This is a genomic window from Mesorhizobium sp. L-8-10, from assembly GCF_016756635.1.
Taxonomy (GTDB): domain Bacteria; phylum Pseudomonadota; class Alphaproteobacteria; order Rhizobiales; family Rhizobiaceae.
The window spans coordinates 7,171,470-7,186,776 of sequence record NZ_AP023263.1 but is presented as its reverse complement, the minus strand read 5'-3'; the positions used below and the strand labels follow the sequence as shown (position 1 = coordinate 7,186,776).

Genomic DNA, 15,307 nt, shown 5'->3' with positions numbered 1-15,307 from the left:
AACACTGCGACGCGTTGCGCGACTTCTGCTTTCGCCGTCTCAACAGTCTCGGTGACCTGTCCTACCATTAATAGGAGATGAAATGCGAACGCTATTCGTTGACCACCATGCGGATCTTACGCGAGCGGTGGGAGTTGCACTCGGCGACAGCGGTTTCGCCGTTGATGTTGTTCCCACACTGGAACAAGCATCGAGTGCATTTTCTTGCGCCAGCTACGAAATTCTCCTGCTGGAGCTGGTTCTGCCGGATGGCGATGGCTTGGATTGGCTGAAGCAGCTAAGGGGTGAGGGACATTCAGTTCCTGCTCTCATTTTGAGTGACGTCGACGATCTTGAGAAGCGAATTGCGATTTTCAACGGTGGTGCGGACGATTTTCTGCTCAAGCCAGTGTATACTAATGAGCTCATTGCCAGAATGAGAGCCGTTCTGCGGCGGTCGACTCAGATGACTGCCCCGATCATTGTATTTGGCAATCTCCACTTCGATCCGATCGGCCGACAGGTTTCCGTTGCTGGTTATCCACTGACGGTCGCACGCCGTGAATTATGTATTTTAGAGCATCTGCTCAACCGTGCAGGCCGCATCGTGCCGCGTTCGCAGTTGGAAGATCACCTCTATTCGTTCAACGATGAAGTATCGGCCAACGCGCTTGAAGTCGGAATCTATCGCTTACGTCGATATCTGAGCAGTTCAAACGCAACGCCACGGATAAAAACGGTGCGTGGCATTGGTTACATTCTTGAATGTGACTAGCGCGACATTCGTATAGTTGGCCGAATTTGAAAGAAAAGACCGCCTTGAAAATCATTACAACTCATTCTGACACCGATCGGCGGCCCCCGCACATCGTTTGCCCGAGACCTGCTACTGTTTCTCCTTACTTGGGCCGCCTTCTCTGTGCGCTCATTCTGGCATATCCAGTTTCTGCCCCGGCCGAAAACATGCAGGATCAAGGGGCGCCGCGTGCCGCTTCCAATAGCATCGACGGCACGCTGAACCTTTCCTCTTCGCTCGGCAAGACGGTTCATTTGCCCGCGCCTGCCACGACCATCTTTGTTGCTGACCCGACGATCGCTGATTATCAGGCAGCCTCAAATACAACGATCTTCGTCTTCGGGAAGAAATCCGGGCGGACCAGCCTGTTCGCCTTGGACGATAAGGGCGAGGCTCTCGCCGCGCTGCGAATTGTCGTTACGCAACCGATCGAGGAATTGCGCGCCATGTTGATGGATCAGGTTGGCGACTCTTCAATCCAGGTGAGCTATACGCCGCGCGGCGCAATCCTTAGCGGTACAGCGCCCAATGCGGAGGTCGCCGACACCGCAAAAAGGGTCACTGAGCAGTATCTCGGGGACGGTGCGCAAGTCGTCAACAACATTAAGGTCGCTGGGTCCTTACAAGTTAATCTCAGTGTGCGCGTAGCGGAGGTCTCCCGTAGCGCCATGAAGGCACTCGGCGTTAACCTGTCCGCCTTTGGTCAAATCGACAATTTCAGAGTGGGCTTGTTAAGCGGCGGAGGCACTGGCTCTGGTGCAGCGCAGGGTGGTGGCACAGCAGGAATCGGATTCAACAACGGTGCCGTCAACATCGGCGCGGTTCTAGACGCGCTCGCCAAGGAGCACATAGCTTCCGTGTTGGCTGAGCCGAATCTCACCGCGATGTCCGGTGAAACTGCCAGCTTTCTCGCAGGTGGCGAATTTCCCATTCCTGTCCTGCAGGAAAACAAGCAAGTGTCGGTTGAATTCCGTCACTTCGGCGTCAGCCTGGAATTCGTGCCGACCGTTCTCAACAACAACCGGATCAACATTCACGTAAAGCCGGAGGTCAGTGAACTATCGTCCCAAGGTGCCGTTCAAATCAATGGTATTTCCGTGCCGGCAGTTTCCACGCGCCGAGCCGACACAGTCGTCGAACTCGCCAGTGGGCAGAGCTTTGCAATTGGCGGTCTGATCAGGCGCAACGTGAACAATAATGTCAGTGCGTTTCCCTGGCTCGGCGAAATGCCGATTCTTGGCGCTCTGTTTCGTTCCTCCTCGTTTCAAAAAGAAGAATCAGAACTTATAATTCTGGTTACGCCTTACATCGTAAAACCAGGCTCCAGCCCCAACCAGATGAGCGCACCCACGGACCGGATGGCGCCGGCTTTGGACGATCCGCCGGCAGATCCGCCGCGAGGCCGCGCTGCTGCCCGCACCGGCGCGCCCGGGGCCAAGCGCGGTCGCGGCTTCATAATTCAATAGGTGATCGAATGACTTTGCGGATCAAAGTTCTCCTGGTCGCCCTGACAGCCAGCGCAAGTGGCTGCACAAGCACTGTGCCGATCTATGTCGAGCCCCCTGCGCCAATCCTTATCCGGCCGGAGACCACCGTGCTGATATTAAAGAGCCTCCGCGCTTCCGAACGGCAGCGTTTGCGTGTTTTCCTTGACAGGACCAGTAGCGGCCGCCGCGATGCCCTTCACCTCCTTATCTGGGGCTCGTCCCGGCTCAGCGCAGAGGTGGTGCATCAGGCCAGGCAGATGGGTATAGACACTTACAACATCCATTTGCTCGACCAACACGATGGCGGCGCAGTCCAAGTAGAAGCAATTGTGTATCATGCCCGCCCACCTGCCTGTCCGTCGTATTCTTTACTCAGTGACAAATCCTTCGAAAAGCCCCTTGGCTGTTCGACACGACGTAACCTAGCTGCAATGGTCAACGATCCGCGCGATTTGCTCGACAACCAGGCTGTCGAGCCGAGCGATGGCGAGCGTGCGGCCATACCAGTTGCCACATACAGGACGTTCGGGGCGGGCAAAGGTCAATGACATGGGTCGTATGTTTTAGCTTGGTAGAGCACGGCGCCGCCTCCAGTCTGTAGCATTGCCGTTGCTTCGGATCTGGTGGTGAGCGCGGCCGTCACAATACACGACCGTGACCTGAACAAGATAGGGGTGTCCCTCACCTCTCCGGGGTGCCCGGTGGCGCTGCGCTCATGACGTTGCCTCGCTGAGCGGCGTTCTTCATTTGCGAGGTTAAAGGCGCACGTCACGCGACGGCGGCGTGGCTCAAGTGGCCAAGCGAGCTTGATCTTGGCGGTCGTGTCGACAAAGCTGGCGGCTGTGTCGCTGCGCTCCACCGGCCCATGTTGCGGCCCGGTGGTCCCTATGACCACCGGAGAAGCAGTGGGGGACGGGCGCTGCGCCAACTGGCCAGCACGACCGCTCTGGGTTGATACTGTTGAAAAAGTCCGGCGCACCGCAAAGTCCCCACCGATATTAGAATCCAGTTCCACCCCGGCGCATTGCATGGAATCAGGATTCAATTTTGGGGTCTCCGCGGAACGCCATCCTACGAAAGCGCCACGGGCGACCGCGACGCGGACTTTTTCAACAATATCGGCTTTTTCTAGCCGTTCTCAGTTCTCACCTTCTCCTCTCAGGCTAAGTGTGAAAACGACCTCAAGGCCGAAGGATGAGCGGATTAAGCCCGGGCCTGCTGCGACCTAACCACGATCCTCAAGGCACGCCTGCCAAATCGCCTTGCGGAAAGGCAAAGGTTCCCCACAAGGTGATTGATAGGCTAGTGAAGCGTGCGAAGGAAGTCGCACATTTGTTGTCAGGCCACTTTCTGGAGTATTGGCACCATCGGGCTGAGGAGGCCGGCCGCTTGCATAGTGTCGGCCGGAAGGCATGCTTGCAGGTTGGACAAATAGTCTTCTGCATAGCTTTTCGCCATGGAAATCGGCAGATCGATCCCGGCCGCGGCGGCCTCTTCCAACGCCGTCTTCACCAGCCCGTTGCGAATCGCAAGCTTGACCTCGGGACCCGCGACAAGGCTGAGCGCCTGCGCTCCGATATTGATGCCAGCGTCTAGCAGCGCCTGCTTCATATTGCCTCCGGTAATGGCTGTGCGGACAAGATTTGCCGCTTGCGCCTCGAACGCGAGCGTCATCGACACGGCATCGGCCACTTGGCCCACGACCGGAATGAAGCTCAACAGACCCACCGCCGTCGCAGCCCAATCAGCCACTGTCGAGTACACCTTGAGCACGTCGTCGACTGTGTGGATGAAGGCCCCGCCGTTCTTTTTGGCCGACTTGGTATCAGGCTGGTCCGCCCGGCCCGTCATCATGTCCGAGACGGCGTCCTGTTCCGCAGCAGTTTCGGGCGCATGGGTCTTTGGCTGCTGAACGGCTCGGTTTGCAGACGACATGCCGTTGTAGAAGTGGCCAAAATCTTTGTTGCTGATATTGCCGGAATCAACCGTGTGTCCGCCGCCGAAATCGAAGAACGAATTGTGGGTCTTGTAGCCCGTAATCGAATTGTTTAGAAGACCGAAGAGCAGATGATCCGATAACAGCTGCGATGCCGCCTGCTTTACTCTCGGATCTAGGCTCTTGTCTTGCGCCATGCTTGCGAGCTTGTCACGAGTCAGGACACCGCTCCCAAAGAATTTTTGCTGGTTGCTGTTGATCGTCTTAAGGGTATTCAGCTCGGTTTGCGTGAGGCTCATCGAAGATGAAGCGACTTGGAGAAAATCCTCTTTATGGACTTTGTCTATCGAGCCACCGTACAACCGCTTCCATTCATTCGGGTGACTGACAAAGTACTGAGCCGCCGCAATGACCTGTGGCGGACATTTGCCAGTTTTCGCGTCGCCGTCGACGATCTGCTTGAAATAAGTCAGACTCAGGTTCTTGGGCAGGTTTTCGGAGTACCGGTAAAGCTCGCGCATCGCATCGTTCAAGGTCATAACCGACGGCTGCGCACTTCCAGTACTATCGGATGGGATGTAGTTCTGCGCGTAGCTTTGCGCCTGCTGGCCCTGAAATGCGGCAACTTGTGAGTGATGGCGAGAGAACTCGGACAAATCCTTGGCCGTGATCTTACCGCCACAGCGGCCATCGCCCTGCGAGCCGATCGCATAAAAAAGCTCTGGATCCTGCTGCAATCCCTCAATCGCCGCTTTCAGATCCGGTGGCGTAGAGGGATCATTGGCTTTATCCGTCAGCGATTGCCAACTAAGCGGGCATAGGTCCTTGTGACGGTTCAGCACTGCGACAATCTGCAACTCGGCTTGGGACAGTGAGCCGCCGTTCCACGTAATTCTCTCGCTTTTTATAGGCGCTTGCGCAATGGGAGGGAGGGCGACCGCAGGCTGCGGGCCTTGATCAACTGATTCGTGCGCAATGGGAGGGAGGGCGACCGCAGGCTGCGGGCCTTGATCCGTTGCTTCGATGGCTGCCCTCATGCTTGGCGGCAGCAGATCCAATGGGTTCTTGCGCAATTCTTCCAACGAGGATGCGACATCGGGCAACAGCGACTCCGATGTGTTCCGGCACAATTCCTTCATCGACGGGAAGGGGCTGGCGTCGTCTTCGTGCAGGTGAAGGGAGAGCATCGCCTCGAATGACGATGCGTTTTGCTGCGCCTTTTCCAACGAAGATGTCAGATTCAGGCTGCTGTACTGGAGAATATCCTGGCTACTGAAAACGTTGCTTGTATTATTATTGACGGACATTGTGTCTCCTCAAAAATGAAATTGCAATCCCCCACGCCAGATCCATGTGCAATACCAGCACAATGACCGGAGATATCGCTGAAGCTGGCGGTTGCCACCATGAGCGGTTTAGCTTTCGGTAAACTGACGAGTTCAGAGGAATTCACAATTTGGGGTGGCCGCGGTGTTGTTTTGTCCCGAAGCTGCGACCGCAGATATCATTTTTGGCGTGGCTCTGGCTTCCCGCCAACGCCATCCTGCTGCGGCACGTCGGACGAATAAGCGGCTTCAGGCAATCCGTTGCGGACGACCATGGTGGAGGAACCCCGAAACAATGTCAGGACCGATTCGCTTGTCGGCGTTTCATGGACGCGCGGCTGCCCCTGTGCCTCTGCGACAAGACCATTGAAAGTCTGCTCCACGAGCGCGGTGAAGCGCGGCGGACCGGAAACCAAAACGAGGCCATCTCCCGGCGCGGGTCTCACGACGTAGCGGTCATCGGAGATCTCAAGCTTGTCTAGGGCACCCTTAAACGTATCGAAGCGGATCGAAGTCAGCACAAGCATGCGGGTTTGTGATTCTTTTGCGGCTGACACGTAGAGGACAAGCCCATCATAATACCATTGGAGACCGTACATATTGGCCAAACGGTCGAGGAACTCGCGCGGTGGCAAATCCGGCATACTCCCGCGGATCCGCCCCTTCACCTCGGCGCTAATGTTGACTCGGATATTAAGGTTGTTGCCGAATTGCTGCAGCGCCTCAGAAATATCCTGATCGAGAACCGTATATCTGTACGGCGTCTTGGAGAGGGATAAGGGGACGCCGAGAGTTCCGTTGGTTCCGGCGGAGAGAAAAAAACCGGCACACAGAAGTCTCAAAACGTGTGGGCGGACGGATCGGATGAGCGCTCTCAACATTGCGCACTGATACACTAGAGTCTGAAATTTGCACAAGTGACTTAGGCGCCAGCATATCCTCTAGATACTAACCAGGCTCCGTCAGTCAGCTTGTCGTCAGCTCGGCCACCTAGACGTTGACCTGATAACGAATGACGAAGGGCCGAGTTCGCTCCGGTCAAAGAGGAAGCTATCGGGTCTTTCATGATGATCCCTATCACGTCGATCACTGCCACTTTAACGGACTGTCTGGCCAGGGCCGGGTCACCGTCGTTCAGCGAGCAAGCCCAGTTTGAGCGCGCTTTGGCGCACGCGGCCGACTCGCTGAAAAACGATGCCGCATCGGCGCCATCGAGGGTGCCAGTTCCTCCGGCGATGGCTCTTCAACGCGCGGCTACGCAGATGAGTCCCTTGGGGGACCGCGTGTTGCAGACGATTTCTGCGATGTACCCAGACCGTGCTGTTAATTCGGCTGCGCTCGACCAGCAGGTAGGCCTTTTCAAGGGCGCTCTACCTAGGCCGCAGAAGCTTCCTGCCGAAGGTGATGCGGGAACCGGAACGTCAGGCGTTCCGCAAGGACGGCATGATTTCGAAACAATGATTGCTGGTCTGCGGGATATGTACAATGGCGTCACTCAGGTTGCGCTTGTTTCCAAAGGTGTCAGCGGCATCACCTCATCTGTAAATAAACTTCTAAAGGAAGGCTGAACCGCGCACATGATTGGCTTAGCCCAGGAAATCATGCCTGGCACGTGCGGTCGGAGGTCACTTCGCCTTATCGTGCTGCCACTCCTCGTGGCCCTCGGCGGTTGCAAGGTGGATCTCTACACGCAACTGCAGGAGCGCGAGGCGAATGAAATGCTCGCCCTTCTGATGGACAACGGAGTTCATGCGGTTCGGGTCGCTGCCAAGGATGGGACTAGCACGGTCCAGGTTGACGAAAAGCTGCTCGCTTACTCAATCGACCTCCTGAATGGCAAGGGATTGCCGCGCCAGTCATTCAAGAACCTCGGAGAGATTTTCCAAGGATCAGGCCTCATTGCCTCGCCGACCGAGGAACGTGCCCGTTATGTTTATGCGCTCAGCGAAGAGTTGTCCCGCACGATCAGCGATATCGATGGCGTATTCTCTGTACGTGTCCACGTAGTTCTGCCGCATAACGACCTTTTGCGAGCAGGCGCCACGCCATCCTCGGCTTCGGTCTTTATCAGGCACGACGCCAAAGCAGATCTCTCGGTTCTGCTGCCGAAGATAAAGATGCTCGTGGCCGACAGCATCGAAGGGTTGTCCTACGACAAGGTCGAAGTGGTTTTGGTGTCGGAGGAGCGTTCCGCGCCTGAGCAACGGTCCGTGCCGGCGACTGTTTTGGCCCAAGCGTCCAGGCCCGTTCCAGCGCCACTTTTGGCCAGCTTAACCGGTATTGCCGCAGCTGTGTTCGCAGTGGCGTGCTATCTCTTAGTCACCGGTCTTAGCCGCCGGCGCAAGCAGTCAGCGGGCGAAGTTCCCAAGCTCGAGCGGCGGTCGGGTGTTTCCGCACTCGATGCCATTCGCAAAAAGACACCGGCGATAGCGCCTCAGTGACATGTCAATGCCAATGCCGATACTGACCGCCCAACCTGATGGTTCGTTCCAATTGCCTTCCTTGGGTCGGAGCGAGCTTGCTGCTTCGGCCCATCCTACCCGTCTTGGCGCGCGTCTTGATCCGGCGTTATCGGCTGCTACGTTGGCTCAGTTGCAGAAGTGTCCCAGACTGCAGCGAAGACTAACAGAATTGTTACTCGACAATGATTCGAAGTCGAATGATGTTGAGCGGGGGCTGGACCTTCTGCGCGGTAATGATCCGCTTCGGGCTGCCCTCCTTGCAGGTAGTGCATGGCATGCCCGATCGCTGCTTAAGCTTGTCTCTCAGCCTGACCTCACAGTGCTCATTCAACGTATCGGCGCTGATGCCCATGCGTTTGGAATCCGACATCTGGCGCATGCCATTGCGGACAGATTGATCGCGGATCCGGGAAAACTCGCGCACCAAATTGAACACGATGGACACGCCTGTCTTGGTGCCTGGCTCCATCACAGTCCAGTGATGGAGCGCAACCGCGTGCTCCTACGCTTGCCTGTAGGAACCGCCGCCGACAATCCAGAGCCTAAGCACGGGAACGCCGCAGGCCAGTTGTTGTCGCTTGTGGTACGCCATTTTGAGGCGGAGAACCCGCCGATATGACAGCCGATATTTCCGTGGCGCCGGCAGCGCCGCAGATGCGCCCATTGGGGCCACTGATACCGGCGAGCGAGCTCGAAATCTGGGATAATGCCGCAAAAGCGTGTGCCGCCGCAGAACGGCATCAGCAGCACGTACGCAGTTGGGCACGCGCGGCGTATCAGCGTGAGTTGGCGCGCGGCCATACCGAGGGCCTGAATGCAGGCGCGGAGGAAATGGCGGCGCTGATTTCGCAGGCGGTTGCCGAAGTCGCACGACGAAAGGCGGTTCTGGAGCAGCAATTGCCGCAGCTCGTGCTTGAGATACTAAGCGAGCTTCTAGGAGCGTTCGATCCGGGCGAACTGTTGGTCATGGCTGTTCGCCACGCCATTGAGCGCCAATACAGCGGCGCGGAAGTCTGCCTCCATGTGTATCCGACGCAAGTGGACATGCTTGCGCGAGAGTTTGCGGGATGGGACGGCCAGGATGGTCGGCCAAGGGTTCGGATCAAACCGGATCCGACGTTATCGCCGCGACGCTGCGTGCTGTGGAGCGAGTACGGCAATGTCGATCTGGGGCTTGATGCGCAGATGCGCGCGTTGCGTCTCGGCTTCGGGTCGCTTTCTGAAAAAGGCGAACTGTGACAACGCAGGTATCAGAACATAATCACGACGATGCGATCTGCCCTGTCGATCCGGCGATCTCGTCTTTGAGAGCTACGGCAAAGGGGATCGACACGCGCGTCGTGCGCGGCAGGATCACGCGGGCTGTCGGCACACTGGTCCATGCCGTCCTGCCAGACACTCGTATTGGAGAACTTTGCCTCCTACAGGACCCACGAACCGGACTGTCGCTGGAAGCTGAGGTGATCGGCCTGTTGGATGATGGCGTATTGCTGACGCCGATCGGCGACCTGGTCGGCCTCTCCAGCCGCGCGGAAGTCGTGGCCACTGGACGAATGCGTGAAGTACCCGTCGGCAACGATTTACTTGGCCGGGTGATTGACAGTCGCTGCCGTCCATTGGACGGCAAAGGCCAAATCGAGACCACAGAAACTCGGCCGCTGCACGGCAGAGCTCCAAATCCAATGACAAGGCGCATGATTGAACGGCCCTTGCCCCTTGGGGTGCGTGTTCTGGATGGTCTCCTGACGTGCGGCGAGGGCCAGCGGATCGGGATTTACGGCGAGCCAGGTGGTGGCAAGTCGACCTTATTGTCACAGATCGTAAAAGGTGCCGCCGCTGACGTTGTCATAGTCGCATTGATAGGCGAACGAGGACGTGAAGTTCGTGAATTCATCGAGAGGCATCTCGGGGAAGAGGGCCTTCGCCGTGCCGTCGTTGTTGTTGAAACGTCCGACCGCTCGGCTGTTGAGCGGGCGCAATGTGCTCCGATGGCGACAGCGCTCGCGGAATATTTTCGCGAACAAGGGCTACGCGTTGCTCTCATGCTGGACTCGCTGACACGCTTCTGCCGCGCCATGCGTGAAATAGGCCTTGCTGCGGGCGAGCCGCCGACGCGACGGGGCTTCCCTCCTTCCGTTTTCAGCATGCTGCCAGGCCTGCTTGAGCGCGCCGGCATGAGTGAGCGTGGCTCAATCACGGCGTTCTATACCGTGCTTGTAGAAGGCGATGGCACAGGGGATCCAATCGCTGAAGAGTCGCGCGGCATTCTCGATGGCCATGTCGTGCTCTCGCGCGCTATTGCGGCGCGATCGCATTTCCCCGCTATCGATGTACTACAGAGTCGCAGCCGCGTGATGGATGCGGTCGTTTCGCGGACACATCGCAAGGCGGCATCCTTCTTTCGTGAACTCCTTTCCCGGCATGCCGAGACCGAGTTCTTGATCAACGTCGGAGAATACAAGCAAGGCGGCGATCCCCTGACGGACCGGGCTGTCGAGTCAATAGACGAACTGAGGGAGTTTTTGCGCCAGAGCGAAGACGAGATCTCAGGGTTTGAGGAAACGGTCGCATGGATGTCGCGTCTGACCGCGTAAATCATGTTCAGGCTTCCAGGTTACGGGTCTTGAAGGAAATGCAAGAGCGTCGTGCCCTTAGTGAGCTGTCCAAGAAGGAAGCCGAGCGCCGTATGGCCACCTTAGCCGCACAGAATGCCTCCCGAGAGCTTGCCATGGCACAACAACATTGCGCAACGGCGGAAGCAGCGCTCTACCAGGAGCTGATGACTCTCGAAAACTTGTCTAACGCCGCGCTTGACCGGCACCACCTGCATGTTGAGCGGCTTGCAACTGAAATCACACGCCGACGGCAGATGCTTGGTAATGCGCGAATCGCCCAGGAAAAGGCGGAGACAGCGGCGTCCGAGACGAGGGACCTATGGGTCGCATGTTCGGCGGCTACGCACAAATGGCGCCAGATCGAGGACGACGTCGGGCGCGCCGTCGAGATCCATTCGGAGGCCGCAGGCGAGATCGAGGCCGACGATGAGATACTGCTTCGATTTGGCAGGGGACCGCTTTCCCAGGTCGCGAAACGGATTCGATAACCTGCAGGTCCTCCGAATGACAGAACGGTGCAGCTTTTTGGCAGCCGCTTTGGTGAGCCCCCCTCTATTGGAACCAGCGCTGACACTGTCCCACGAGGTCGCCTCGTGGCTCAATGACACTGCGGCTTCGCGCGGACCGTTTCAGACCCGGATCAACGACGTGCCACTGTCGGTGCGTGTGGCAGGGCTAGTCTGGCAGGAGAATTTTGCCGCCATTCCAATGCTCGACTGCATTTGTAGGGTCGGAGCTGAGACGGTCGTGCTGTCGATATCGCGGTCGCTCGTAGAGGGGCTCATCGCAACAGTGCAGAATGGGCTGACTTTCCCTTCCGAGCCAACGGCTTCACTCATTGTTGAACTTGCACTTGAGCCACTTATTGCTCGACTGGAGTATAGGACTCAGCTGAACGTGCAGCTCGTGCGCGTGTTTGAAGCCGCGACACTGGCTCCTTATCTCGAACTGGATATCGACTTCGGCCCGGTCAGTGGCAAGGGTCGTCTGTTCCTGTTCTCGCCTCTCGATGGCTTGGTGCCGTCTGCGTTTCGTGCTCTGGGCGAACTGTTTGGCCAGTTACCGCGACAGCCGCGCGGATTACTTTCAGACCTCCCGATCGTGGTTGCAGGAGAGATCGGCACGCTGCACGTTCCTGCGGCGATTCTTCGAAAAGCATGTGCCGGTGATGCTCTGTTGCCGGACCTGGCGCCGTTCGGCCGGGGCGAGATCGCCCTATCTTTGGGCCAGTTGTGGGCCAGCGCCGATCTTGAGGGCGACCAGCTAGTCCTGCACGGGCCTTTCCGCCCGCGTTCCTATTCTTTGGAGAATGCGCATATGACACAACTTGGATCGCAACTAGGGCCGACGGAGGATCTCGACGATGTCGAGATCATGCTTGTCTTTGAATGCGGTCGCTGGCCTATTCCTCTAGGGGAATTAAGAAGTGCCGGCGAAGGGCATATTTTCGAACTTGGACGGCCGATTCAGGATCCGGTCGATATACTTGCCAACGGTCAGTGTATCGGGCGTGGCGACATCGTGCGCATTGGAGATACGCTGGGCATCAGGCTCCGTGGCCGGTTGGGATGCAATGACTGAGCTCCAGCCGCCAATCCTGGCGCTTCTCGCAGTTACCGCCGGACTGGGTCTGCTGGTTTTAGTGGTCGTCACGACCACGGCCTTTGTAAAGGTATCGGTTGTTCTTTTCCTCGTGCGCAATGCGCTCGGGACTCAGACGATACCACCTAACATAGCGCTGTACGCTGTCGCATTGATCCTCACCATGTTTCTTAGCGCGCCCGTTGTTGAACAGACCTATGATCGGATGACCGATCCGAAGCTACATTATCAGACGTTCGACGACTGGGTAAGCGCCGCCAAATCCGGGAGCGAGCCCCTGCGTGATCATCTTAAGAAGTTCACAAATGAGGAGCAGCGACAGTTTTTCCTCTCGTCTACCGAAAAAGTCTGGCCAGCGGAAATGCGTGCCAAAGCCACAGTTGATGATTTGTCCATTCTGGTTCCATCTTTTCTAATTTCAGAGCTAAAGCGCGCGTTTGAGATCGGATTTCTTCTTTATCTTCCTTTCATCGTTATTGATCTTATTGTGACGACAATTTTGATGGCGATGGGCATGTCTATGGTATCCCCGACGCTTATATCTGTCCCTTTCAAACTCTTCGTGTTCGTCGCTATTGATGGCTGGTCGAAATTGATGCACGGGCTTGTGTTGAGTTACACGATACCGGGAGGTTGATTATAGCTGAATCCAGTATTGTCACTCTTATGAGCCAATCGTTGGTGGTATTCATGATCTGGATTCTGCCGCCGCTCATTGCATCGGTGGTCGTTGGCTTGGTCATTGGCATCATCCAGGCGGCAACACAGATCCAGGATGAAAGTTTGCCACTAACCGTCAAGCTTCTGGTTGTTGTCGCGGTTATTGGTTTGTTTGCTCCTGTGCTGAGCGCCCCGCTGATAGAGCTAACCGACCAGATCTTTACCGAGTTTCCCGCCATGACACTTAGCTACTAGTCTCCGCCATGTATGCGTCACCGGCCGAGATTCAGATCCTCATGCATACGGCTATCGAACTCGTCGTAGCAGCCGGTCTTGGCGCAGCGCGCGCGATAGGCATTATGATGATCCTACCGGTATTTACACGTTCTCAGACCGATGGCCTGATCCGCGGCTGCCTGGCTGTCGGCTTCGGATTACCATGTCTGGCACATGTCAGCGACTCGTTGCAGGCGCTGGATCCTGAAACACGTCTGATTGAGGTAGCTCTGCTCGGATTGAAGGAAGTTCTTGTCGGCGCACTACTTGGCACCTTCCTTGGCATTCCCTTATGGGGACTTCAGGCGGCCGGTGAGTTTATCGACAACCAACGCGGCGTCACCAACCCGTCCGCCCCGACCGACCCCGCGACGAATAGTCAGGCTTCCGCCATGGGAGTCTTTCTCGGGATCACTGCGATTGCCATCTTCGTCGCATCAGGGGGGCTGGAAACGTTGATCGGCGCCCTTTATGGCAGCTATTTGATCTGGCCCGTGTATAAGTTTTATCCTACATTGAGCACGCAAGGAGCAATGGAGGTGTTAGGGCTCCTCGACCAGATTATGCGCACGGCGTTATTGGTGTCAGGGCCCGTCGTGTTCTTTATGACGCTGATTGATGTATCCTTTATGCTACTGCGTCGCTTTGCGCCGCAATTCAAATTGACCCAACTGTCCCCGGCGATCAAGAATCTTGTCTTTCCGATTCTCATGGTTACATACGCTGGCTATCTCGTAGAGGGTATGAAACTGGAGATCACACAAGCGAATGGCGCGCTCGAGTGGTTCGATAGATTGCTGAAATGAGCGACTCGAGCGAAGAGAAGACACACGCCGCCACCCCCAAAAAGCTAAACGATGCACGCAAAAAAGGGCAGCTGCCACATAGCTCCGATTTCGTTCGCGCGGTCGGCACTTGCGCTGGTCTCGGATACCTTTGGCTAAGAGGCAGCGCGATCGAAGACAAATGCCGCGAAGCGCTACTATTTGTCGACAAGCTGCAGAACCTGCCATTTGACTTCGCGGTCCGGCAGGCGCTGGTTGTGCTTGCCGAACTCACCTTGGCAACTGTTGGCCCGCTGCTTGGAACGCTTGTCGCGGCGGTGCTTTTGGCAAGCATATTAGCCAATGGTGGATTTGTTTTCTCTCTCGAGCCAATGACGCCCAACTTCGATAAAATTAATCCTTTTCAAGGGCTGAAGCGCTTGGCGTCTGCGCGTTCGATGGTCGAACTCGGGAAGACGCTGTTTAAAGTATTCGTTCTCGGCGCAACCTTTTCCTTTTGCCTTCTCGGCATGTGGAAGACGATGGTCTATCTGCCGTTCTGCGGCATGGGCTGTTTGGGCCTTGTCGTTACGGGGGCAAAACTGCTGATCGGAATTGGCGCCGGCGCACTTCTGGCCGCTGGCCTGATCGATCTCCTGGTGCAGCGTGCGTTGTTTCTGCGCGAAATGAGGATGACCAAGACTGAAGTCACGCGCGAGCTGAAGGATCAGCAAGGGGCGCCAGAGTTGAAGAGTGAACGACGTCGCATTCGTGACGAGTCAGCTGACGAACCTCCCCTCGGTGTGCATCACGCCACGCTGATCTTCAAAGGAACGGCGATACTGATCGGTCTGCGTTACGTCCGCGGTGAAACCGGGGTGCCCGTCCTGGTTTGCCGCGCCGATGGCGAGCGGGCTTCACACCTGCTTAGCGAGGCGCGAGCGCTACGTCTTGAAATTGTCGACAACGATGTCCTAGCGCATCAGCTCATCGGCAAAACGCAACTGGGCAGACCCATTCCCATGCAATATTTCGAGCCCGTGGCGAGAGCACTCTTCGCCGCAGGATTGGCCTAGCCCTGGGGCCTCTGTGGCCGCCCCGTAACACAAGAGGGCTAGTGCCATTTTGGACGTGATCGGAGTGCGGTCTTCCGTGAGGCCTTTATGTGTAACATTCCTAGCCTGAAAAATTTGTGGGAGTCGGCGGGTTTCATGCAAGACGTTGAACGCATGATTTGGTTGCTCACGCCGATCCGCGCCATTTCACGGAGACCACTTAAGCTGCCGCTGAGCGGTTTGTCATTTGTGGTCGGCAAGCGCGGCGGCGCATGTGGCATGCAGAGCTTTGGAGCGGACAGACGCCGGCCGTGCTGACCCGAGCTGCCTCTGCGGTTTTCCGAGCTCTG

The 15,307-nt window shown here is 56.9% G+C and carries 16 protein-coding genes; 13 read left to right on the top strand and 3 right to left on the bottom strand.

The features are described from left to right. The first annotated feature begins 82 nt into the window (after positions 1-82). The 3 genes from JN280_RS33540 to JN280_RS33530 are packed head-to-tail and all read left to right on the top strand — an operon-like array spanning position 83 to position 2,810. Positions 83-754, top strand: coding sequence for a winged helix-turn-helix domain-containing protein (locus JN280_RS33540; RefSeq protein ID WP_010913962.1), 672 nt, complete (start codon positions 83-85; stop codon positions 752-754). A 44-nt stretch (positions 755-798) separates the two neighbouring features. After that, the gene (locus tag JN280_RS33535) at positions 799-2,241 is read left to right on the top strand and encodes a type II and III secretion system protein family protein (RefSeq protein ID WP_044551336.1); all 1,443 of its coding nucleotides are present in this window, start codon (positions 799-801) and stop codon (positions 2,239-2,241) included. An 8-nt stretch (positions 2,242-2,249) separates the two neighbouring features. Then, positions 2,250-2,810, top strand: coding sequence for a CpaD family pilus assembly lipoprotein (locus tag JN280_RS33530; protein ID WP_010913964.1), 561 nt, complete (start codon positions 2,250-2,252; stop codon positions 2,808-2,810). Positions 2,811-3,600: 790 nt separating this feature from the next. Here the strand turns inward: JN280_RS33530 and JN280_RS33525 are convergent. Next, positions 3,601-5,505, bottom strand: coding sequence for an HrpF/NolX family T3SS translocon protein (locus JN280_RS33525; protein ID WP_202308617.1), 1,905 nt, complete (start codon positions 5,503-5,505; stop codon positions 3,601-3,603). Between the two features lie 197 nt (positions 5,506-5,702). Continuing rightward, positions 5,703-6,404 carry a hypothetical protein gene (locus JN280_RS33520; protein WP_063825847.1) on the bottom strand — a complete coding sequence of 234 codons (702 nt, stop codon included), beginning with the start codon at positions 6,402-6,404 and terminating at the stop codon, positions 5,703-5,705. Positions 6,405-6,587: 183 nt separating this feature from the next. Between JN280_RS33520 and JN280_RS33515 the strand changes: the two genes are divergently transcribed. Together JN280_RS33515 and sctJ are read left to right on the top strand one after the other, a co-directional pair. Next, positions 6,588-7,091, top strand: coding sequence for a nodulation protein NolB (locus JN280_RS33515; protein ID WP_010913967.1), 504 nt, complete (start codon positions 6,588-6,590; stop codon positions 7,089-7,091). A gap of 9 nt (positions 7,092-7,100) precedes the next feature. Beyond that, entirely contained in the window at positions 7,101-7,964 is an 864-nt protein-coding gene (sctJ, locus tag JN280_RS33510) for a type III secretion system inner membrane ring lipoprotein SctJ (RefSeq protein ID WP_202308615.1), read from the top strand. Positions 7,965-8,157: 193 nt separating this feature from the next. Here sctJ and JN280_RS40045 read toward each other — a convergent pair whose 3' ends face one another. After that, a complete protein-coding gene (locus tag JN280_RS40045) occupies positions 8,158-8,430 on the bottom strand; it encodes a hypothetical protein (protein ID WP_157866081.1) in 273 nt (90 codons plus the stop codon). A 170-nt stretch (positions 8,431-8,600) separates the two neighbouring features. Here JN280_RS40045 and sctL point away from each other — a divergent pair, with 170 nt between their 5' ends. From sctL to JN280_RS33465, 8 genes are read left to right on the top strand one after another with little or no spacing between them, the layout of a single operon-like run. Continuing rightward, positions 8,601-9,224 carry a type III secretion system stator protein SctL gene (sctL, locus tag JN280_RS33500; RefSeq protein WP_010913970.1) on the top strand — a complete coding sequence of 208 codons (624 nt, stop codon included), beginning with the start codon at positions 8,601-8,603 and terminating at the stop codon, positions 9,222-9,224. Beyond that, positions 9,221-10,579, top strand: coding sequence for a type III secretion system ATPase SctN (sctN, locus tag JN280_RS33495; protein ID WP_096453929.1), 1,359 nt, complete (start codon positions 9,221-9,223; stop codon positions 10,577-10,579). The genes sctL and sctN overlap by 4 nt, the downstream gene beginning before the upstream one ends. Then, a complete protein-coding gene (locus tag JN280_RS33490; RefSeq protein ID WP_010913972.1) occupies positions 10,555-11,088 on the top strand; it encodes a hypothetical protein in 534 nt (177 codons plus the stop codon). Before sctN ends, JN280_RS33490 begins: the two co-directional genes overlap by 25 nt. Positions 11,089-11,104: 16 nt before the next feature. Beyond that, positions 11,105-12,181 carry a type III secretion system cytoplasmic ring protein SctQ gene (gene sctQ, locus JN280_RS33485; RefSeq protein WP_096453933.1) on the top strand — a complete coding sequence of 359 codons (1,077 nt, stop codon included), beginning with the start codon at positions 11,105-11,107 and terminating at the stop codon, positions 12,179-12,181. Next, positions 12,174-12,839, top strand: a complete 666-nt coding sequence (sctR, locus tag JN280_RS33480) for a type III secretion system export apparatus subunit SctR (protein WP_010913974.1) — start codon at positions 12,174-12,176, stop codon at positions 12,837-12,839. Before sctQ ends, sctR begins: the two co-directional genes overlap by 8 nt. 29 nt (positions 12,840-12,868) lie before the next feature. Further along, positions 12,869-13,117 (top strand): EscS/YscS/HrcS family type III secretion system export apparatus protein, encoded by a 249-nt coding sequence (locus JN280_RS33475; RefSeq protein ID WP_010913975.1) that lies wholly within the window; start codon positions 12,869-12,871, stop codon positions 13,115-13,117. An 8-nt stretch (positions 13,118-13,125) separates the two neighbouring features. Next, positions 13,126-13,944 carry a type III secretion system export apparatus subunit SctT gene (sctT, locus tag JN280_RS33470; protein WP_202308613.1) on the top strand — a complete coding sequence of 273 codons (819 nt, stop codon included), beginning with the start codon at positions 13,126-13,128 and terminating at the stop codon, positions 13,942-13,944. Then, positions 13,941-14,978 (top strand): EscU/YscU/HrcU family type III secretion system export apparatus switch protein, encoded by a 1,038-nt coding sequence (locus JN280_RS33465; protein WP_010913977.1) that lies wholly within the window; start codon positions 13,941-13,943, stop codon positions 14,976-14,978. Before sctT ends, JN280_RS33465 begins: the two co-directional genes overlap by 4 nt. Positions 14,979-15,307 lie beyond the last annotated feature (329 nt).

Excerpts from the sequence above, each read along its gene's own strand:
- JN280_RS33540 (WP_010913962.1), top strand. The coding sequence starts at position 83 with ATGCGAACGCTATTCGTTGACCACCATGCGGATCTTACGCGAGCGGTG.
- JN280_RS33530 (WP_010913964.1), top strand. The coding sequence starts at position 2,250 with ATGACTTTGCGGATCAAAGTTCTCCTGGTCGCCCTGACAGCCAGCGCA.
- JN280_RS33525 (WP_202308617.1), bottom strand. The coding sequence starts at position 5,505 with ATGTCCGTCAATAATAATACAAGCAACGTTTTCAGTAGCCAGGATATT.
- JN280_RS33520 (WP_063825847.1), bottom strand. The coding sequence starts at position 6,404 with ATGTTGAGAGCGCTCATCCGATCCGTCCGCCCACACGTTTTGAGACTT.
- JN280_RS33515 (WP_010913967.1), top strand. The coding sequence starts at position 6,588 with ATGATGATCCCTATCACGTCGATCACTGCCACTTTAACGGACTGTCTG.
- sctJ (WP_202308615.1), top strand. The coding sequence starts at position 7,101 with ATGATTGGCTTAGCCCAGGAAATCATGCCTGGCACGTGCGGTCGGAGG.
- sctL (WP_010913970.1), top strand. The coding sequence starts at position 8,601 with ATGACAGCCGATATTTCCGTGGCGCCGGCAGCGCCGCAGATGCGCCCA.
- JN280_RS33490 (WP_010913972.1), top strand. The coding sequence starts at position 10,555 with ATGGATGTCGCGTCTGACCGCGTAAATCATGTTCAGGCTTCCAGGTTA.
- sctQ (WP_096453933.1), top strand. The coding sequence starts at position 11,105 with ATGACAGAACGGTGCAGCTTTTTGGCAGCCGCTTTGGTGAGCCCCCCT.
- sctR (WP_010913974.1), top strand. The coding sequence starts at position 12,174 with ATGACTGAGCTCCAGCCGCCAATCCTGGCGCTTCTCGCAGTTACCGCC.
- JN280_RS33475 (WP_010913975.1), top strand. The coding sequence starts at position 12,869 with ATGAGCCAATCGTTGGTGGTATTCATGATCTGGATTCTGCCGCCGCTC.
- sctT (WP_202308613.1), top strand. The coding sequence starts at position 13,126 with ATGTATGCGTCACCGGCCGAGATTCAGATCCTCATGCATACGGCTATC.
- JN280_RS33465 (WP_010913977.1), top strand. The coding sequence starts at position 13,941 with ATGAGCGACTCGAGCGAAGAGAAGACACACGCCGCCACCCCCAAAAAG.